Annotated in this window: 18 protein-coding genes and 2 pseudogenes; 17 read left to right on the top strand and 3 right to left on the bottom strand. The window is 46.6% G+C overall.

Annotated features, from left to right (window positions below; genetic code table 11):
• Positions 1-4 precede the first annotated feature (4 nt).
• From LDL70_RS17775 to LDL70_RS17705, 17 genes and pseudogenes are all read left to right on the top strand, one after another.
• Entirely contained in the window at positions 5-781 is a 777-nt protein-coding gene (locus tag LDL70_RS17775) for a ThuA domain-containing protein (protein WP_225688808.1), read from the top strand.
• 18 nt (positions 782-799) lie between these two features.
• Positions 800-1,819 (top strand): Gfo/Idh/MocA family protein, encoded by a 1,020-nt coding sequence (locus LDL70_RS17770; RefSeq protein ID WP_225688806.1) that lies wholly within the window; start codon positions 800-802, stop codon positions 1,817-1,819.
• A 15-nt stretch (positions 1,820-1,834) separates the two neighbouring features.
• Positions 1,835-3,193 (top strand): glycosyltransferase, encoded by a 1,359-nt coding sequence (locus LDL70_RS17765; protein ID WP_225688804.1) that lies wholly within the window; start codon positions 1,835-1,837, stop codon positions 3,191-3,193.
• 11 nt (positions 3,194-3,204) lie between these two features.
• Positions 3,205-3,804: pseudogene (locus tag LDL70_RS17760) on the top strand (glycosyltransferase family 2 protein).
• Positions 3,711-4,490 carry a hypothetical protein gene (locus tag LDL70_RS17755; protein WP_225688802.1) on the top strand — a complete coding sequence of 260 codons (780 nt, stop codon included), beginning with the start codon at positions 3,711-3,713 and terminating at the stop codon, positions 4,488-4,490. The pseudogene LDL70_RS17760 and the gene LDL70_RS17755 overlap by 94 nt, the downstream one beginning before the upstream one ends.
• Positions 4,491-4,525: 35 nt before the next feature.
• Positions 4,526-4,819 carry a hypothetical protein gene (locus LDL70_RS18110; RefSeq protein WP_370637852.1) on the top strand — a complete coding sequence of 98 codons (294 nt, stop codon included), beginning with the start codon at positions 4,526-4,528 and terminating at the stop codon, positions 4,817-4,819.
• A gap of 26 nt (positions 4,820-4,845) precedes the next feature.
• Positions 4,846-5,436 (top strand): radical SAM protein, encoded by a 591-nt coding sequence (locus LDL70_RS18105; RefSeq protein WP_370637851.1) that lies wholly within the window; start codon positions 4,846-4,848, stop codon positions 5,434-5,436.
• A complete protein-coding gene (locus tag LDL70_RS18100) occupies positions 5,394-5,957 on the top strand; it encodes a hypothetical protein (protein ID WP_370637850.1) in 564 nt (187 codons plus the stop codon). Before LDL70_RS18105 ends, LDL70_RS18100 begins: the two co-directional genes overlap by 43 nt.
• 403 nt (positions 5,958-6,360) lie before the next feature.
• Positions 6,361-6,864: pseudogene (locus tag LDL70_RS17745) on the top strand (transposase); the annotation flags it as partial.
• 662 nt (positions 6,865-7,526) lie between these two features.
• Positions 7,527-8,678, top strand: coding sequence for an extracellular solute-binding protein (locus LDL70_RS17740; RefSeq protein WP_225688800.1), 1,152 nt, complete (start codon positions 7,527-7,529; stop codon positions 8,676-8,678).
• A gap of 114 nt (positions 8,679-8,792) precedes the next feature.
• Positions 8,793-9,872, top strand: coding sequence for an ABC transporter ATP-binding protein (locus tag LDL70_RS17735; protein ID WP_225688798.1), 1,080 nt, complete (start codon positions 8,793-8,795; stop codon positions 9,870-9,872).
• Positions 9,865-10,746: an ABC transporter permease gene (locus tag LDL70_RS17730; protein WP_225688797.1), complete on the top strand. Its 882-nt coding sequence runs from the start codon at positions 9,865-9,867 to the stop codon at positions 10,744-10,746. The genes LDL70_RS17735 and LDL70_RS17730 overlap by 8 nt, the downstream gene beginning before the upstream one ends.
• Before the next feature lie 113 nt (positions 10,747-10,859).
• Entirely contained in the window at positions 10,860-11,606 is a 747-nt protein-coding gene (locus LDL70_RS17725) for an ABC transporter permease (RefSeq protein ID WP_225689274.1), read from the top strand.
• A gap of 230 nt (positions 11,607-11,836) precedes the next feature.
• Entirely contained in the window at positions 11,837-13,507 is a 1,671-nt protein-coding gene (locus LDL70_RS17720) for a formate--tetrahydrofolate ligase (RefSeq protein WP_225688796.1), read from the top strand.
• A 409-nt stretch (positions 13,508-13,916) separates the two neighbouring features.
• The gene (locus tag LDL70_RS17715; protein ID WP_225688795.1) at positions 13,917-15,464 is read left to right on the top strand and encodes an AMP-binding protein; all 1,548 of its coding nucleotides are present in this window, start codon (positions 13,917-13,919) and stop codon (positions 15,462-15,464) included.
• 31 nt (positions 15,465-15,495) lie between these two features.
• Positions 15,496-15,744 carry an acyl carrier protein gene (locus LDL70_RS17710; RefSeq protein WP_225688794.1) on the top strand — a complete coding sequence of 83 codons (249 nt, stop codon included), beginning with the start codon at positions 15,496-15,498 and terminating at the stop codon, positions 15,742-15,744.
• Positions 15,745-15,797: 53 nt separating this feature from the next.
• Positions 15,798-16,646: a hypothetical protein gene (locus tag LDL70_RS17705; protein ID WP_225688793.1), complete on the top strand. Its 849-nt coding sequence runs from the start codon at positions 15,798-15,800 to the stop codon at positions 16,644-16,646.
• Here LDL70_RS17705 and LDL70_RS17700 read toward each other — a convergent pair.
• The 3 genes from LDL70_RS17700 to LDL70_RS17690 all read right to left on the bottom strand — a co-directional run bounded on the left by LDL70_RS17700 (position 16,636) and on the right by LDL70_RS17690 (position 20,343).
• Entirely contained in the window at positions 16,636-17,598 is a 963-nt protein-coding gene (locus LDL70_RS17700; RefSeq protein ID WP_225688792.1) for a transporter, read from the bottom strand. The two genes, LDL70_RS17705 and LDL70_RS17700, sit on opposite strands and share 11 nt — an antisense overlap.
• Before the next feature lie 160 nt (positions 17,599-17,758).
• The gene (locus LDL70_RS17695) at positions 17,759-19,339 is read right to left on the bottom strand and encodes a hypothetical protein (protein ID WP_225688791.1); all 1,581 of its coding nucleotides are present in this window, start codon (positions 19,337-19,339) and stop codon (positions 17,759-17,761) included.
• Positions 19,340-19,542: 203 nt separating this feature from the next.
• Positions 19,543-20,343 (bottom strand): transporter, encoded by an 801-nt coding sequence (locus tag LDL70_RS17690; protein ID WP_225688790.1) that lies wholly within the window; start codon positions 20,341-20,343, stop codon positions 19,543-19,545.
• Between the last annotated feature and the right edge of the window lie 129 nt (positions 20,344-20,472).

The following is a 20,472-nucleotide window of genomic DNA, read 5'->3' as shown; positions in this document are numbered from 1 at the left end:
CTGTATGACTATTCAAACGCTCGTCTGGGGAGAGAATGTTCATGAGCAGATTAACCGGCAAGTTGGCCAGCTTTATCCTGATGGGATGCATTGTCAGATTGCCAGACTGCTGACTGAAGATAAAGACCTCTCCGTTTCAACTGCGACATTGTGGGAAGATCAACACGGTTTAAGCGATGAGAGGCTGGAAACAACAGATGTTCTGCTCTGGTGGGGTCATCAGGCACATGAGCAAGTCAGTGACGAAGTTGTGGAACGAATAATCCACCGTGTCTGGCAAGGTATGGGGCTGATTGTGCTGCATTCCGGGCATTTTTCCAAGCCGTTTAAACGGCTTATGGGAACGCCTTGCTCGCTGAAATGGCGCGAGGCCGGAGAAAAAGAACGGCTGTGGGTCGTTAATCCTTCACACCCGATTGCCAAAGGACTGCCTCAATATTTTGAGCTTGAGAGCGAGGAAATGTACGGGGAGCCTTTTACCATTCCTGACCCCTTGGAAACGGTTTTTATTTCATGGTTTGAGGGCGGTGAAGTCTTTCGTTCAGGCCTGACCTATAAGCGTGGTGCTGGTCATATATTTTATTTCCGCCCCGGTCATGAAACCTATCCTACATATTATAATCCTCATGTCGGGCAGGCTCTGCGCAATGCTGTGCACTGGGCATATAATCCAAGCAGAGTGGCTGCGATTGCCAATGCCCCCAATGTACCGGCAGATGAAGCGCCAGAGCAACTTGCCTTGCGGAGTGAGGATAACGGCGCTGGCACTGCTGCATTATAATACATTCAGGACAGGGCTATGCGCTTATTAATCCTCGGTACCGGCTCTATGGCACATAATCATGCAATGCATTTTGGCGCGATAAAAGAGGTGACAATCGTTGCAGCCGTCGATCCCAATCTTATTCGGCTGCAAGCTTTCGGACTTACCCATTCTATCCCGCGTTTATTCAACACATTGGAGGAAGCAATTGCGTGGGGTGAGTTTGATGCTGTGGCAAACGCCACGCCCGATGCCAGCCATTGTGTTACGACATTGCAGGCTCTTGATGCAGATAAACATGTGTTTTGTGAAAAACCACTGGCAACAAATTATACTGATGCTCTGGCGATGGTCACAGCCGCACAACAAAGCGGCAAAATCGGGATGGTTAATCTAAGTTATCGCAATATAGCTGAACTGTCCCTGGCACGGGATATGATCCGTGCCAGCGTAATCGGCACGCCGCATCATGTCGAAGCTTCCTATTTGCAGAGCTGGTTAGTGTCAAAGCACTGGGGGGATTGGCGTAACGATCCGGCATGGCTGTGGAGATTATCGACCAAACACGGTTCAAATGGTGTGCTGGGTGATGTTGGCATTCATATACTGGATTTTGTCACTTTCGGCTCGGATCTCGATATTGACGCTATATCCTGCCGCCTCAAAACTTTTGATAAAGCATCGGAAAATCGGATTGAAGGCTATGAGCTGGATGCAAATGATAGCTTTGTTATGACAACCAGCTTTTCCAACGGCGCACTGGGAGTTGTTCATGCCAGTCGCTGGGCGACGGGGCGTATCAACGAATTAAAGCTATGCGTTTATGGCGATAAAGGTGGCTTGGAATTACGGCACTGGCATCAGGGAACGAGCCTTGCAATTTGTACCGGCGCGGATGTTGATGACGGTAACTGGCAACAGGTAGAGGCTCCGGCCGTGCGCACGACCTATCAGTGTTTTGTCGATGCGGTAATGAAAGGAGACACGCAGGAACCATCATTTGAACAAGCGGCAAAAATCCAGCGACTGCTTGATATAGCGATGAGCTCCATGTGAATTTTAAGGGTATTTATGATGAAAAATATCTGGATAATTTCTTTTGACGGTGTCGCTATCTCGGGGATCATCACCGAAGCACTTAAATTAGCGGCTGTTCTTAAAGAAAAAGGTTTTCATATCCTTTTGGACCTTGGCTATGACATTAAAACGGATAAGGGCAATTTGGGCAAACCTTATGAAGCGTTACGATGTTATTTTCCCCATTGGGTTGAGCTCGCGCGTACTGCTGATATCCGTTCGCTATGTGATTATAATATTAATTTTTTGAATTTTGTTTTCCGTGAAGTTAATAGTATCGGAAAAATAAATTTGATATTTTCAGATTTGTACAAGAGAATAGAAAAAATCTCAGATGAACTATCCAGTAATATTTGCGAATACTGGAATCGTGAAAACATTTCTTATATTGTCGTCGAGAATGGCACACTGCCTGAAAATGTTATTTTTACGAAAGCGCTGTATAAAGCAATCAATATATATGGCCGAGAGTTAAATCTCGGAAAATTTGTAATCTGGCGCGACCATGATTTGATGTGGAGTAGTGAAACAGCAGTGCAAAAATATGGTAATGCGCCATATCACAATGCTGTAAAGCCGGTTCTCTCTCCGTTTATTCAGTATGTCACATTGCATGATGCTGCGGCTTGGAAATTGAAACAATGGGCTGGTGCTGACATTGATCTCAGCGTTTTACCAAACACTTATAATTTTAAGTATTGCGAAAATTCTGGATTTGTCAGGCCGATGCTTAAGATTAAGAGTACGGATGTTGTTCTTACCAGACCCACGCGTATAATCCCGCAAAAACGGATAGATCGGGATATTCATCTGGTCAGTCACCTGCGGCAGCGTTTTGCTACTCAAGGCAGAGAAACATATTTGTTGGTTGTGGGAGATACAAATGAAAATAAGCACTGTACGGCAGCACTGAAATTATTGGCCGACCAGCTCGGGCTGACAAAAAATATATTGTTTTTAGGCGGGCTTCCGTTTATTTTAGAAAAGCATAATAATCATGAATTGTCTGTTCAAACAATTATTTTAGCTTCGGATGCCGTCTCTTTCCTGACGTCTTATGATTATGACAGTTATGGCAATCCAATTGGAGAGGCTATATCTCTGGCTAAATGCTATTTAACCACACGTTATGAATATTACGATGCTGTTTATGGCGATCAAGGCTATTTGGCGCCGGTTATGGAGATAACCAAATATCAGGATGGCCTGCCTGATGAGACATTCATAGATGATGTCTACGAGTTGTTAAACTCTCCGGAGAAAATGCAAGCCTACGCAAAATTTAATCATCAACTAGGCCAAAAGTATTTATCTGACCAAGTATTACATAAATTTTGTAATTTTTTTAAATAATTGGCAATGTTATGCACGAGATGAAGGATCAAATACGATTATCAGTCGTTGTTCCGGTTTTTAATGAGCAGGAGATGATTGTTCGTGTTCTTGAAGCCCTGTATTATCAATATAATGATATATCTTTGGTTGATCGAGATCTCTATGAGATTGTGATCGTTGATAATAATTCTACAGATAGCTCAATTGTAAAAATTCAGAATTTTCATGCCCGTCACCCGGATTTAAATCTCTACTGCATTTCAGAAAACATTCAGGGTGTCTCTTCCGCACGCAAAAGAGGAATGGACTGAGTTACGATACGTTCTCGCGAACGTGACGAACGTAAATCAGTCGATGATAAATTTTATATCTTTTCTGCAGATGCGGATTGCATTGTCGATAAACAGTGGCTCTACAAACTTTACCGCAAGATGGTAGAAGATGACGCTGATCTGGGCACGTGTAATTATTATTACGATCAAAAGCATTTCCACAACCGTCCACATTTATGGCGACAAATTGAAAAAACACTGCGTTGCAGAGCATTCACATTTCAGCTCTTTGGCGGATTTCCCGATGCAAAGGTTTTGCTGTTGAACGGGAAAAATATGAAGCCGTTGGTGGAATAGACATCTTCTATCAAATTAAGAATGGCTGTTTCGTACAACATTTATCAGATGACTGGGATTTTGGCATCAAGATCGTTGCGAATGGGGGGAGCAACACTTATGCCCACCATGCTATGGTGCAGATTAATAGCAGACGTGTAGACTATCTTCTGAAGGAAGTTATAAACGGAATTGCTTATGGTGCGGACGGCATCATCGTCATGAAGGATGTGCGTACCGGTGTTGATACTGGATTTCAAGGTGACCTGAACGATGATCAGTCGGACTTGGCATGGGATTATTCTATAAAAGATTTTGTCCCAAAGAATATTATACTCCCCTTACTTTTAAATCCGAAACTTTACAATGACCCCCAAGTTATAGATTTTTTTGGCTTTGATCTTTTAAACCGGATTATTGATCGAATTGAAGAAATAAAAATTGAGTCAGGGATATTAAACTTCAGACCAATTCATTTGTATAAAACACCTTCCTATCGACTTTATTTTGAATTTAGAGACGAGATATTCTCTCGTATGCGTAAATATATTGGTCAAGACATAGGGTATCCTCCGGAGCTGCCTGATTGTCTTGATGAGGTTTTGCGACTTAATCCTGATGATTTTCACAAGTTTGTTTATTATTTTTGTGAAGATCGGGAGTCCGGCTGTGCACATAATTATTTTGCGAATGGCGGTGTTTTCTAAAGCAACTGAAAGGATTGCTCCATATAGGTAACGCTATGAAGAATATTGAAAAAGCATTAGCATCCTTGAATATTCTTGATCCGCATTATCCGCGGCCTGCGGTAGCTGATATACTGATGAAGCAGGAGAACCGGGATCTCCTGGAATATGTGTACCGGGATCCATTTGGTGCGCATGTTTTTCCCGGAGATATCGACAACTATTCCGCGACTGATTTTTTTGCTGATTTAAATCATGCGTTAAAACAAAATGATCCGATCCATTTGTGGGCATATATTCCGACTTGCCGTTATCGCTGTCATTTCTGCCAATTTCCAATGTGCTTATAAATCCCAAAGATCCCAAATCACGGGATATGTTTACCAAAGTGATTGATTTAAATATTTCAGAAGCCCGATTATGGCTGAAGGCAGTTCCACATTTAGCTGACGTGCCAATTGGTGAATTCAATTTGTTTGGTGGTACGCCCTCTTTGTTGCCGGTTGAAGAACTCGAACGGTTGCTGGATTTTTATCGCACGCATTTCAATTTCAGTGAGGCGACTTTGCGTTTAGAAGGTGAGCCCGGCAGTTTAACCCTGCCTTTTTTGACGGCCGCTTCTCATTTAGGGATTACAAAAATTTCTTTCGGGGCTCAGTCTTTTTCGGATGAAGTTATCCGTTCATCCGGAAGAATGCATAATAGTCAGGATTGTTTTGAAGCGGTTCATAATGCCAGAATCGCTGGTTTTGAGTGGATTAGTGTTGATTTGATTTATGGATTACGTAACCAAACTGTCGATCTGGTGCGGCAGGATATATTAAAAGCGCGCGAATTAAATTTAGAGCATCTTGTTTGCACAAAACTACACCTTGAAGATTTTATGAAGACAAGAACCGGTGTGTCGATGCAACGGCCGTCAGTTTGGCAAAAAAAAATAAAGGAAAAAACGATAGCTCCAAATTAAACATTCCAAGCCTTGGTGAACAATATCAAATGCGTGAAATTATCGATGATTTGTTGCTCAATGATTATAATGAACATCCAAATATGTATTATTACAAAAAAGGAAATGAGCCAGAAAAATGGAAAGGAATAATCACAGATCAAGATAAGCAATTTCCAGAAATTGCTATTGGCGTAGGAGGAAGTTCAAAGTGCCGTGGATCAGAATCCATAAATTATACTGAATTTTCTGATTATGAAAATGCAGTCATAAATGGCAAAATCCCTATATTATCCACTAAAGGGATATCTCCATTAAAACAGGAAATTATTTCTTTTAAAATGGCACTTTCCACTTGTCATCCTGTTATTGATGAAATTCATAAAGAAAAATTTTACGGAAAGTCCTTCTTTGACAATGGTCATATATTAAATATTTTGACTGATCTTGAAAAGAAAAAACTGATTGAAATGGATTCAAACTCAATTACTCTCACTAAAAATGGAAGAGTTCTTTCTGAGGCCATCATTAATACGATTTAATTACCTGTAATCTTAATGCTCTTCATAATACGTACAAATCTTTAATGGCCCGATTAACCTTACGCATTGCCATATATGAAACTCTGATGTTGAACATTCTGGAGGGCAGTGGTGCAAACTATCAAAGAATCTGAAATTTTCCTTGGCCAATTTGCAAGCGTACAAACTTCAATAAAAGATCCGCATCCCAAAGAACGGGGTATTGAACTCAGCTCAAAACAACGCAAGTTTGTGATCTTCATGGAGCTTTTTATAGGGCGCTTAGCGCGACAATGTCTTCGTTGAGCGGCTGTGGCGGTCGATTAAATATGAGAGGTCTATATCCACGCCTATAAAACTGGTCTACCTCCTAGAAAGTGGCCCTTTATGAAGTATGGCTTATTAGCCGAAGAAGGACATTGAAATGGCAGCGAAAAGACACAAGGCTGAAAAGGCCGTCACGAAGCTTTGTCAGGTTGACGTGTTTAATACGCAGGGAAAACCGATAGCTGAGGCGATCCGATCGAAAGGCGTAACGGAAGTCACATATTACCGCTGACGCGCAGAATATGGTGACTGAAGGGCGACCAGTTGAAGCGCCTGAAAGAATTGGAGACCGAGAACACTCGCCTTCGCCGGACAGTCTCCGATCTGACGTTGGACAAGATGATCCTAACGGAGGCCGCTAGGGGAAACTTCTAAGCCCCGCACGTTGCCGTGCTTATGTTGATCATGTCATCGCAAAACTGGGCGTGTCCGAACGACGGCCTGCCTGGTTCTCGGCCAGCACCGTTCTACGCAACGTAAGGTCGCAAAGACACCAGATGACGAAGCGGCGTTGACCGCCGACATCACACCCCCCCAATATGGCCTATATGGATCGGCGATGCTGCATCAGGTGGGTCGGATCGCGAACGTCAAACGGGTCGGGCAGAAACACTACAACGCCGTGCGCCCGCACTCATCCTTGGGCTACAAATCGTCGGCGCCAGAAGCCTCTGTCTGGCCACCTCAAAACGGACCTGTATCAACTCCGGCGTTAGCGATTAGGCCCAGCATGCACGAACATTAAACTCGGATCACTCTATGGGGGCAGACCAAAACTTAGACCGATCCTGAAGGAGTGTCGACTACAACTGTCATTTTTTGATGCCACGAATAAGTTGGGTATCTATACTTATAACCAAAAAAAGAACTGCTAAGGCAACAAAAATCCAATGAAAATCTTCAAACTCTTACATCCAAGATAGAAAATATACACCAAGATATTCTTTAAAAAATCTTAACACTCGAATATTTATGAAATACTTTCGAGAAAATTTATAATAAGAACAGAGAAAAGATATAAATAAATACGAAATTGCACGGTGCTTACCGAAAAACATCACATGTTAAGAGCGTTCACATGCGCGTATTAATGCATATAAAACAATCAACACAACTAACATCACCGGAACCAAGCATCATAAAATGTTCAAATAGTTTTAAAAAAATCACAAGAAACCGTCACTGAACTGTTATCTGCCGCTGTTAGGTGCCTGCTCAAATAACCCGATGAGATGAAATTCATCTTGAACAGGAGAGCGCCTGATGGCCTTTGATAATAAGACATCCACCCGCACTGCATTCCCGCTCAGCCGCCGCACATTTCTGCGTGGTACAGCCGCCACTGCCCTGAGCATGCCGTTTGTTATGCGTGCCGGTGACGCTCTGTCCTCCTCCGGTAACCTGCGTATTGCTGCCTGGGCCGGTTATGTCTCGCCGAAAATGCTTGCTGCTTTTGAAAAAGCCACAGGCATCAAAGCTACCTACACCGCTTATGGTACCAATGATGAAATCCTCAACCTGATGAAAGTCAATCAGGGTCAGGGTTTTGACGTTATCTGGCCGGCGCTTGACCGCGTACCAAATTATGTTGAAGCCTCACTCATCGCACCGATTGATGAGAGCAAAGTTGAATGGGATCGTTGCATCGACAGTGCTTTGAAGAGCTCTGAAAAACTCGGCGCAGTTGTTGATGGCAAGCGCTATCAGGTGCCGACAGACTGGGGCACGGAAGCAATTGCTTTCAACACGGAAAAATCGCCGCTTGTTTATGGTGAAGCATCTTATAGCGATCTGTGGAAGCCGGAAATGGCTGGTAAAGCCACTGTTCGCGGCCATTCGGCACTTGTTGGTCTCGGTCTGTGGTTGGAAGCTGAAGGCAAACTGCCACGCCCGCTGCTGGAAAGCTTTGCCAGCGAAGAAGCGATGCGCGCCAATTATGATGTGATCCTCAAAGAAGCGATTGCCCGTAAAGGTAATATTGCTCAGTTCTGGGCGAACCAGAATGAAGCACAGGGCGCTTTCCTCACCAATGGTTGCATCATCGGTCAGACATGGGATTCAACTGCGGCCGGTTTGAAAGAACAGGGACAGCCGGTCAGCTATATCTCGCCGAAAGAAGGCGCACTGGCATGGATGGAAGGTGTCTCATTGCCGGTCGGCGCCGAGAATATCGATCAGGCCTATGCCTTTATGAACTGGATGCTCACACCGGAAGCCGGTGCGATGTATGCAAGCCATGCCAAGGTTAACACCACTGCTAAGGGTGCCGAAGCGCTGCTGCCGGAAGCTGACAAAGCATTCTTTGCCGCTGCCTATCCTAAAGATGCACTGGACAAGCTGTGGTGGTGGCCAATTCAGGAAAGCTGGTTTGTCGAGCTGCGCTCTGAATATCAGGATCAGTTCCTCGGCGCCTAAACCGGACAACAGATACGGTTTTGCTTGTATCTGTGAAAACCTCCCCGCCTTTCTGCCAAACGCCGGTTTGCACTTAAAACTGCAAACCGGCGTCATTTAAAAATGAGAATCCCTATGACAGACGCAGTCAGCCTTCAGAATGTCGAGATGCGATTTGCAGCCACGACCGCTGTTAAATCAATGTCTCTGGATGTTCGCTCCGGCGAGTTTTTTTCCATTCTGGGGCCTTCCGGCTGCGGAAAAACGACCCTGCTGCGTATGGTTTCGGGGTTTTTACAGCCGAGTTCAGGCAAAATCCTGATTAATGGTCAGGATATGACCCATATTCCGGCCAATCGCCGCCCGACAGCAATGATTTTTCAGTCTTTGGCGCTGTTTCCGCTGATGCCGGTCTGGGAAAATATCGCCTTTGGTCTTGAAGTGCGCGGTGTCAGCAAAGCGCAGCGCCGCCGTGAAGCAGACCGGTTGCTGGAACTCATTGCCCTGCCCGGCTACGGTGATCGTATGCCCCATGAATTATCAGGCGGGCAGCGCCAGCGTGTCGCCATTGCCCGCGCTCTGGCTATTGAGCCGCAGGTATTGCTGCTGGATGAGCCATTGTCGGCGCTTGATCTGAAACTGCGCCAGCATATGCGTGCCGAGCTTCGTGAGTTACAAAAACGTACCGGCGTGACTTTCATTTACATCACCCATGACCAGTCTGAAGCCTTGGCGATGTCTGACCGCATTGCGGTGATGAATGCCGGCCGGTTGCAGCAGGTCGGCGCACCGATCGACCTTTACACCAAGCCTGCGACTTCATTCGTTGCTGAATTTGTGGGCGAGAATAATATTGTCTCCGGTACTGTTGTCGATACTTTTGACGATTTTGTTGTGCTGGAAGGCATCCATGGCCGTTTTATCGGCCGTCGCGGCGCTGTCTTGCAGCGCAACCAGAAGGCGCGCCTTTATGTACGCCCTGAAGCGCTGACTTTGGACGCCGCTGAAGAAGATAACAAGCTCACCGTTGTCTCAAAACGCTTTGATTTTGAAGGTTCTTTTGCCACTGCCCACACGGTTCTGCACCATGAGCAGTCACCTCTGAATATGCAGGTCACGATACCGCATAAGAAACTGCATCAGGTGCCTGAAATCGGCAGCAGTTTTACAACCGGCTTCTCCAAACAAGACGCAGTGGTGCTGGCACATGACTGAGATTTATCAACGCTTCGGCAAAATACTCGGCACAATTTTCATCGCTATTGTTACCTTCTGGCTGCTGTGTCTGGTGCTAATCCCTAATCTGACCATGCTGGATTTTGCGCTGCGTCCGAACCTGCCGCCTTCACAGCTGGGCGGAGAAAAAGACGTCTATTCCGCTGATAATTTTCTCTATTTGTGGAACCACCGCAGCCACAGCGCTATCTTCCTGAAGACGATCTGGTCGAGCGCTTTTGTGACCCTGACCACTTTTGTGCTGTGCTATCCGCTGGCCTATTGGCTGGCGCAGGTTGCCAGCATGCGCAAAACCGCCTTTGTGCTCGTTGTTCTCATGATCCCTTATATGATGAATGAAGTGCTGCGCGGTCTGGCATGGTTTATTATTCTGGCCTTTGAAGGCCCGCTGAACGCGATCCTGCATAGCCTCGGTCTGCTTGATGAGCCGGTGCGTTGGTATGGTGACGGCGGCGTGCTGGCCGGTATGGCCTATGCCTATCTGCTGTTTATGCTGTTCCCGATGTATAATTTGATCAGCACACTCGACCATGCCCAGATTGATGCTGCTCATGATATGGGGGCAAGTGCATGGCGCATCCATCGCCGCATTGTCCTGCCCCATGCCAAGGTTGGTATTGCAACAGGTTGTGTATTCACCTTCATGCTCTCCGCAGGCAGTTATATGGCACCGGCCCTTCTGGGCGCACCGGGTAGTCGTTGGTTTACCCAGCTGATCTATGACTGGTTCTTTGAAAGCGGTAACTGGAACCGCGGTGCGGCCTATGCTGTCACTTTGCTGGTCTTATGTATGTTTGTGGTGCTGGGCACGCTGCGCCTGTTCCGCGTCAATCTTGCGAGTGCCGTTAAATGAGTAATGTTCAGTCTATTTCGGGTCAGGCCGCAAGTTACAATCAGCGCTTTTATCAGCCGACATGGCTGCAACGCCTCAGCGACAGGTTGCCGCGCATTGGTTTTGCGCTCTATATGCTGTTGTTTTTTACTTATCTGATGTTGCCACTTGGTATTCTTGCGGCGGCTACATTTAACAGCAGCAGCTTTCCCACAATTACGCCATGGCTTGGCACCACCCTTCAATGGGTTGATGCCATGTTCAAAGATACGCAAATGTGGACTGCACTGGGCAAATCCCTGCTGATTGCGGCAGGTGTGATTGCGATTTCCCTGCCGGTCGGCACTGCCGCCGCTCTTATTCTGACCAGCCTGCACGGGCGTTCGCGTAATTTCCTCTATGCTTTGATGGTCTCGCCCCTGCTCACACCCGGTGTCGTGATTGGTATTGCCACATTATTGTTCTGGCGCAAAACAGGGATCAGCGGCGGTCTTTTCCTGACCATTCTGGCACAATCCAGTTTCATTATTTCTTTTGTGATGCTGATGATTGCCGCACGGTTGCAGCGTTTCGACCGCACAATGGAAGATGCCGCGCTCAGTCTCGGTGCTTCCCGTGCCTATGTGTTCCGCCGCATTCTGCTGCCCTATCTGCGCCCGTCATTACTTGCAGCGTCATGTATCGCGTTTCTGCAATCCTTTGAGAATTACAACACGACTTTGTTCGTGCGCGGTACTGAAACGCCCCTCACCATCTTTATCGCCGCCAAAGTTCGTGCAGGTCTTACACCTGCTGTGAATGCTCTCGGATTAACGATGATGATACTGACGATTGGTGGTGCAATCGGCTGGGAGATCGCCCGTCGCAGAAAACGCTCATAAGCTGTTGATATGGGACGCGGTTCAAAAAATATGCTGCGCGCCCCTGCTGTTCCCTTCCATAATCTGCTGAGTGTTTTTCTGTTTCTGATCAGCAACTGAGAAAGGTTGCAGAAAAACCGGGACTATCCATAAAACCTGTGATGCGATAGAAACGCGGAAGAGCGCGGTTTTCAAAAACAGACAGGGATCAGTTATGAACAATAAAAGCTATTTTACCGGCGGAGTGTTCAATGTATTCTGATATTGAGATTGCCCGCGCAGCCCAAAAGCGCCCGATCATTGAAATTGCCACGAAACTGAATCTCGGGTCTGATGATCTGCTGCCTTATGGCCATGATAAAGCAAAACTGACCCATAATGTGGTGAACAGGCTTAAATCCGGCCGCAAGGGCAAGCTTATTCTGGTCACTTCGATCAATCCTACACCAGCCGGAGAAGGCAAAACCACAACCTCCGTGGGGCTGGGCGATGCACTGAACAAAATCGGCAAGAAAGCGGTCATTTGTCTGCGTGAGCCAAGCCTCGGGCCAAATTTTGGCATGAAAGGCGGCGCGGCAGGCGGCGGAAAATCACAAGTCATTCCGATGGAAGATATTAATCTTCATTTTACCGGCGATTTTCACGCAATCAGCAGTGCTAATAATCTGCTCGCCGCAATGATCGACAACCATATCCATTGGGGCAACAGCTTAAGATTTGATACACGTCGTATCAGCTGGCGGCGCGTGGTTGATATGAATGACCGCGCTTTGCGGGATATAACCATTGCACTCGGCGGCCCTTCCAATGGTTATCCGCGCGAAACCGGATTTGATATTTCGGTTGCTTCCGAGGTTATGGCGATCCTCTGCCTTGCGGAAGATCTGACTGATCTGAAAGCACGTCTGGCGCGGATTATTGTCGGTTATAATCTTGATAAACAACCGATTACGGCCGCAGATTTGAAGGCCGACGGGGCTATGACGGCGCTGCTGAAAGATGCATTGCAACCAAATTTGGTGCAGACAATTGAAAATAATCCCGTGCTTATTCACGGCGGGCCATTTGCCAATATTGCGCATGGTTGCAACAGTGTTATCGCGACGAAAACAGCATTGGCACTTGGTGATTATGTGGTGACCGAGGCTGGTTTTGGTGCTGATTTGGGTGCTGAAAAGTTTTTCAATATCAAATGCCGCAAAGCCGGACTGAGCCCTGATGCCGTTGTTGTTGTCGCAACAATCCGTGCATTGAAGATGAATGGCGGCGTGCCAAAAAGCGAGCTTGGCACCGGCAATGCAGAAGCATTGAAAAAAGGCTCCAGCAATCTCATCCGGCATATCCGCAATGTCCAGAAATTTGGCCTGCCGGTTGTGGTTGCAATCAATCATTTCGCTTCCGATACGCATGAAGAAATCGCTGTACTCAATGATGTTTGCAACGAGGCCGGTGTTAAAGCCATTCTCTGCCGGCATTGGTCAGAAGGCGGTGCGGGTGCAGAAGACCTCGCCTATGAAGTTGCAAAACTTGCCGATAATAATGATGCCGAGTTGCAGTTGCTTTATGAGGACAGCCTTCCTCTGTGGGAGAAAATCCAGACAGTAGCGCGCGAAATCTATGGTGCAGAACAGGCCAGAGCAGAACCATCAGTTCTGAAACAGCTGGAACAATGGGAGCGCGACGGGTTCGGCCATTTGCCTGTGTGTATGGCGAAAACGCAGTATAGTTTTTCCGTTGATCCGACCGCTTTAGGCGCACCTTCAGGCCATATCGTTCCTGTCCGTGAAGTCAAACTCTCTGCCGGAGCCGGTTTTATTGTCGCTATTTGCGGGAATATTATGACCATGCCTGGCCTGCCGAGAACACCGGCTGCAGAACATATCGGGCTTAATCACAATAATGAAATTCAGGGATTATTCTAAATCTCTGCCTGCATAAAATTCAACGCCTGCCGGTGGAAACACACCGGCAGGCGTTGAAAACTATAAGTCAGATATCACACATTACGGTATCCGATAACAAACCTATTTATTACATAATTTTTATTCCAAGCAGTTTCCCTGATAAAACCCTATGCGCCAGCCAGGCCATTCTGCTCTTCGATATTTTGTTTATGTCAGCTCAATTTCTTCAAAAATCCGGAGCCCTTGCTCAATCGGACAGGGGGCAATTTGACCTTCGTTAAAACCGGAAAAAGAGCAGACACAATACACACAGACAGCTTGTATCCCGCATAAAACTTACGCAATCGCAGCACATTTCAAAGCCGGGAGTCTGCACTCGGCGTCACGTTCAAAATTATATTCAACTGTATTTAAGAGAGATATGAGGATGTCTGAGAACTACAATATATCTCTCAAATTTATAGAAACCTGTGATAAATACAGTGAAAACCTGTTCTATTCTGACAGGTCGGCAGATTTAACCTATGGCGAAATGCGCACCATGGTCATCAATCTGGCTGGTTTTATTTCTCAGAGAAACAATCTCAAAAAAGTTGGTATCCTCGGTACAAAAAGTCCGGAAGCCTATGCAGGTATTCTCGCAGCCGGTTATGCAGGCGCTACTTATGTGCCGCTTAATCTGAAATGGACAGAGCACAGAATAGTGCAATTGCTCGAAGCATTGCAGTTGGACGCGCTCATTGTGGACAAGCAAGGGCTTGCCCTGCTCACTCCGGCGGTTTTAAACGCCGCTCCGGATATGATTATTGTACCAAGCGATGAAGATATTACCCCTGCCCGCCCCGCACAAAACATCACTGCATTCTCCGGTCTTAAAGCGGCTCAACTTCCGAAACCTGCCTTCGTCAGCAAACAAGAACTGGCCTATATTATCTTCACTTCCGGTACGACGGGACTGCCGAAAGGCGTTATGATCTCAGCCGGAGCGCTTGAAAGTTATATTGAGCAGGCCAGACTCTGGACACAGCTGACCCCTCAGGACAGGCTTGCCGAAACATGCGATGTGACTTTTGATTTAAGCGTCCATAATCTTTTTTTATGTGTTGATGCGGGTGCGTCTCTGCATATTCTTTCATCACTGGAGATGCTGGCACCAAGCCGCTTTATCCGTGAGCGTTCTATTACAGTCTGGATGTCTGTCCCCACTCTGGCAGCGATGATGCGCAAAAGCGGGACTCTCAAACCGGATAGTTTGCCGACACTCCGCTCATCAATTTTCTGCGGGGAACCTCTGCCGGTCGCAACTGTTGAGGCATGGTCGAAAGCAGCGCCTGACAGCATGATTGATAATATTTACGGTCCGACCGAAGGAACAGTCATCTGCCTGCGTTATCGGGTGCAGTCTGATCCGGTCATAACCCCCGGCCGTGATATTATTGCGATCGGCACACCTTATCCGTCCATGCAAGTTGCGGTTCTTGACGCTCAGCAGCGCCCTCTTCCAAACGGGCAGACTGGTGAAATTGCGCTCTGTGGCCCCCAGCTCGCTGAAGGCTATTTCACTTATGCCAATACCAGTCAAACAGACCGTTTTCGTGAGATTGAAGGCCAGCGTTGGTATCTGACCGGAGACTTGGGGATGTGTGATGACAACGGTATTTATCACCATCTTGGCCGCACGGATAACCAGATCAAGCTCAAGGGTAACCGCATTGAGCTGGAAGAAGTTGAAGCACATCTCAGACATGCGGCACAAAGCGAAATGGTTGCAGTTATCGCCTGGCCGGTTATCGAGAATTCCGTTCAGGGATTGGTTGCGTTCTGCACCAGCCCGCTAAAAGAAAACGAGATAAAATCTGCGCTGCTGAAAAATCTGCCCCGCTATATGGTGCCGGAAAATATTCACATACGGGATGCGCTCCCCGTGAATATCAACGGCAAAGTTGACCGCAAACAACTCCTTGAACAAATGTAATCTTTTCCTGCAATTCAATAGGGAAATTAAAATGTCTTCCTTGGATATTCAAAATATTAAAGAGCATATTAACGGCATTCTTTCGGGCTATAATATTCATCAGATTGCAGAAGATCAGCCGCTATTTTCTTCCGGATTGCTGGATTCTCTTGCTGCGGTTCAGATCCTGACGCAGTTAGAAACAGATTTTGATATTGATCTCGCCGATGAAGACTTTGATATCAATCATATAGACAGCCTTCAGTCGCTTGAGAGCTATTTAATGACACGGAAAAGCTGAGCGCTTTCGTTCATTTAACATACCCGTTTCCCCTGCTTTTTTAAGATTGAACGATGAAGCTGCGCCCTTTATCCATTGACCAGCTGGATTACGCCTCAGAACTTCTGAATGAAGGTTTTCATAAGCGCACGGCTGCGACCTGGAAGGCAAATCTGCTTGATATATTTAATCATGCAGAAAAGCTTGGCCACTCGACAATCGGCTATATCGCTTTCAACAAAAACGGCGATATCGGCATCTGCCTGACAATTCCGTTGGTTCGCTCGGTCTATGAGCAAAAGCCTGTAGCAGCGGCCAATCTGGCGGCATTCTATCTCAGGCAAGACTATCAGTGGATGGCAGCCCTATTCCTGCGACGTATCATATCGGTCGCTGATATTGATTATGTTGATGTTACAGCGATTGCCACGATGCGAAAAATCAATACGCATTTGGGATTTTCAACATCTGCCATTGCTACACTCGTTGTGCCGCTGACAATTGCAGCTTTTCGTCCTTCTAACGGAGCATCAATACAGGCTTATGACCCGCTGGCGTCAGAAGATTTTTCTGAAGACACGGCACAAATACTCAGCGATCATATCAGTCTGGGTTGTCTGGTTCTCATGGTCGAAGTAAATGGTGAACGTCATCCTGTTATTTTAAAGCCTAAGAAAAGGGGCAGCCTTCGCAGTGCCAGAGTTATTCTGGTGAAAGACCGGTCTTTGATTTACGATAGTCTTGGCACGCTTGCCCGATATCTGATGTTGCGCGGCTATTTTTTCCTTGAGATGGATGTAATCAAAAAGCCTGATCTGTGGGGCTGTTCGTTGCGCAAGAGATCTGCGCCTGTTCAGTCAACGCTGCCAAGACTGAATAGTGCAATCGATCATACCTATACTGAACTCGTGTTCATTTTGTAATTGAGAGCGGCACGGACACGGTAAGAAACACAGCGTCACCTTCGACCCTGTTTTCCGCTGCAAATTCATGAAAATATTTAATGCGCGTGGAAACGGGAAGTTTATTCACCTCGAAATTCCAGCCAATTGTTGCGCCGACCGAGGCCACGCGGCCTTTAAACGGACGTGTTGCCCCCTCACCGCTGTCGCCCGAAAGCTGCTGATAATAATAGCCGATCAGCCCTATATCGAGTTTTTCATTAATATGCTGCACCGCAGCCCATTCAAAATGAAATTCATTACCGGTTTTGTAATTGGTTACCGGATTTTCGGCATTGAATGTGACCCCGACAGCAGCAGAAAGATCAAGCCCGATATTCGGATCGAGCCATGTCGTTGCAGCAAAAACATCTGCTCCCCAATGATGAAAGGCGATATTCGATATCTCGCCCTCCTGATAATTTCCAATAGGGACATTCACCATTGTTCCCAGCTGATAATGGAAATTGCCCTTCTGCCAGCCGAGAAAACCGCTGATCACCGGATCGCCGATCGTAAAAATATCATCCTTTACATTGCCGGAAACATCACCGAAACGCGATGCACTTAATACCAAATCGGCTTTTGTTCTTTTCCATCCGAATGGAATTGTTGCACCGATGCCTAAATGTCCGCCAGCTATTTCTTCCGGCAAAACCCATATGACGGACGACAGATTTATCAGCGCAGCGCCATTGACACCGGCTGCCAGTTTGCCACCGGTTGGCAACTGCTTGCTGCCACCGATTTTTCCTGAATAATAATAAATGTCGTTTTGGAAGAAAACACCGGGAGGGGGAGTAATAGCAGCACCTGCGCCTTTGGAGCCTAAGAGATAAAAGCCCGCCCCTCCTTCTGCCGCGGATACGGCTGAAGACATAGCAGCGAGAAAAGCAACAGATAAAGATAACCGGCTGGCTGATCGGACTTTCATTGCACGCCTCCCCTTGCACAATTTGATCCGAAACTTTGATGGAGCGGCCGGAATATTCAAGAACGTTACGGTAAATCGGGGTAAACGAACGCATTGTCCGGCAGTCTTTTAGTGCCGTAAATCGTGAATTTCAGAGAGGTTGTCAGGGTAATCTATGCCGTCAGCACGGACATTTCTGCTGCGCCAGATTTGCTGCCATTGTTTCAAAAACTTCAGGGGTAACCCGCACCTGTTTTTGTAATTCTGTTTTTGCTGACGGCGGCATGGTTCTTGTCAAAGTTGCCAAATGAAAGCCGACAATCCTGTTTGCATGTACAGGCAATCCATCCGCACGTAATTTGGCTTCCTGCCGGTTGCCACGACGAAGAGCATCGAGCAAAAGCACAAGCTGACCTGTGACAGGTAAGGTTTTAAACCGGCGCTCATCATCCGCCAAAAGCTGGTGAGCCTGCCCCCAGTTGCCATTGGTGAAATAAGCCAGTGCAACAGCCGATTTAAGCTCCCTGTTATTCGGATTGAGCGCAATTCCCCGCTCGCCTTTTCGCAATGCCAGATCAATATGACCGGCGCTTAAATGCGTTTGCATCAGCGAGAATAAGACCCTGTCCGATGCAGGAGCGAGTATAGCGGCTTTATGTGCCAGCCTCAGACTGCGTTCACTTTTCTCAATATCCGGAACATCTCCTGTGTTGCTAATCAGCACACGCGCCAGTGCTGCCATCGCATCACTGTCTGTCGGACGGATTTTAAGTGTGCGCTCCAGACAGTGTTCATCCTCGCTAAGAGGTAATCCGTTCGCCAGATTAATTTCAGCTTTGACGACGCAGCTATTCCCAAAAACGGCAAGATTATTTTCATTCACAAGTCTCGTATTGATGATGCCATTGCTGGCTGCAATTTTATAAGAAAGCTCCGATGCGAGATATTGCTCAATCTGATTATGTGTCAAATCCGCTGCTGAGACTTGCTCTACACCGGAGCCAATAATCTCATTTTTTGAACTGTCTTTAATCCGCCATGACAAATAATGCGTGTCACCTTCAGTCCGGTATTTCATACGGATGAGAAATGCAGGAATGCTTTCATTTGGATTATGCGCAACACCATTATTTATTTTAAGTATGAGCGTGTTGAAATTGTTAACCGCGTTAACAATGGTGTCTCTCACAGTTTCTGATTCATGATTGCTGACTGAGTCATCATTCTTAAAATCAATAACAACAACCGGTTTTTCTGTGTCGATACCACCGTGAGAAAATAAAGAAATAGAAAATATTGATACTAATGGAATTATTATTGAGACTATGAATATAAACCATTTCTTATGCGCAGAATATCCGCTTTCTGTTTCACCCGGATAAAACCCATTATCACCGCCAGACCTTGTTACAGCTCTGTTTCTGCACCGGTTGAAAGTTAAAATATAGTGACCTTTCGGTAGTCCGATCTCAATCCGCTTCTCGCGGCCGAAAGCCTGATAATATTGCACAAGTGCAGACCGAAGCCGGCTAAGCTCAATGCGTACAATCGGGTCTGTTGAAGGGTCAAAACTTGTTGGGCGTCCCAGCACATCAATTGCAATGGAATAGCCTTTGATCGCTTCTGGTTTTCCGGAAAAATGATGCTCAGCAATATAGCGCAAAATGGCCTTTCCGCGCTTAGTAATGTGAAATCGCTCATCAGAAAGCAATTCCTCAAGAACGGATCGCGCTTCAAGGACAGGAATATCAGTCAGGTCCAATGCATATCTATTCTGGGTCATTATCCGTACACGGGTTAGGACATGTTATTGCATATGAACGGGCTATAAATTCACATAGTCTCTATTGTTCGTCAATCGGTGCATCCTTTATTTTAGGATTTATTAATATAAAGAATTTTGATGCTTTGAGTGCTTTCATCAAGCTGCTCAAAATACAGTGTTTTCCCGCCAAAACCCCATAGCTATTTCGGAAACAGAAAAGTGATATTGGCGCGGTAACCCCAGCCCTCAGGGCCATTATCAGGCGATGCCGCCCAATATCTGGCTCCGGCCTGAAAACTCACCGGTTGAGTGCCGAATTTTACAACTTTGGAAACAGAGAAATTAATGGGCACACTCCATTGATCACTGTTCCAGTCATAGGTGCTTTCGGTGTTCAATGCGAAAGTCCACGCATCATCAGTCGTATATGAAACAAAGGGCTGAAACATCGACGAGCTGATATCTGAACGGTCACGATCGCCTGCGAAAGACCAGATATGATTTGCCAGTGCCCCGACAGTCCATGAGCCTTCCTGTTTCAATGCTACAGCTGTCGGACCTGCCCCCCATTTTTCACTGCCCAAAAGCTCATGTGTACCGGTCGGCAAGAGAAAAACCGGCCCCATGCCCCAGATAAGTCCTCCGGGACCAGGCTTTTTGGGGGAAAAAAAGAAGCTTTGCACCGTGTCACCAAGACCGAACTGACTGCCGGATTTACCGGCAATATCTGATTGCCAGATAACGGGCACGATGGTGCGGGAAACAAGGGTCCAATCTTCATTGAGGGAAAAAGGTATGACGGGTTGAATATTGAGCGTCGTTCTGTGCCCATCCTCGGGCCCGTAACCGCGGTCATAATTCACCTGAAACGGCACGCTGATTAATGAAGACACCGGATTGGATAATTGCTTGGCCAGATCCGTGTCTTGCGCAAGTGCCGGCAATGAGATGCAGCAAGCCAGAGCTGTAATTGTCAAATACTGGAATCGGCATTCAATCATGATCGTTCCACTTCTGTTGAGTAGCGTCAATTCTGTCTGCATCAGACGGAGTTAGCTCAATTGATTTTCACAGCGATCATCAAATGTGCCCTTACCCGCCACACAAGAATGAATGACGGGTTCGGGGAA

It is taken from the genome of Pseudochrobactrum sp. XF203, assembly GCF_020341615.1.
Classification (GTDB): Bacteria; Pseudomonadota; Alphaproteobacteria; order Rhizobiales; family Rhizobiaceae; genus Pseudochrobactrum; species Pseudochrobactrum saccharolyticum.
Note: the sequence above shows the minus strand (reverse complement) of the source record. Positions and strands in the feature narration are given on the sequence as shown.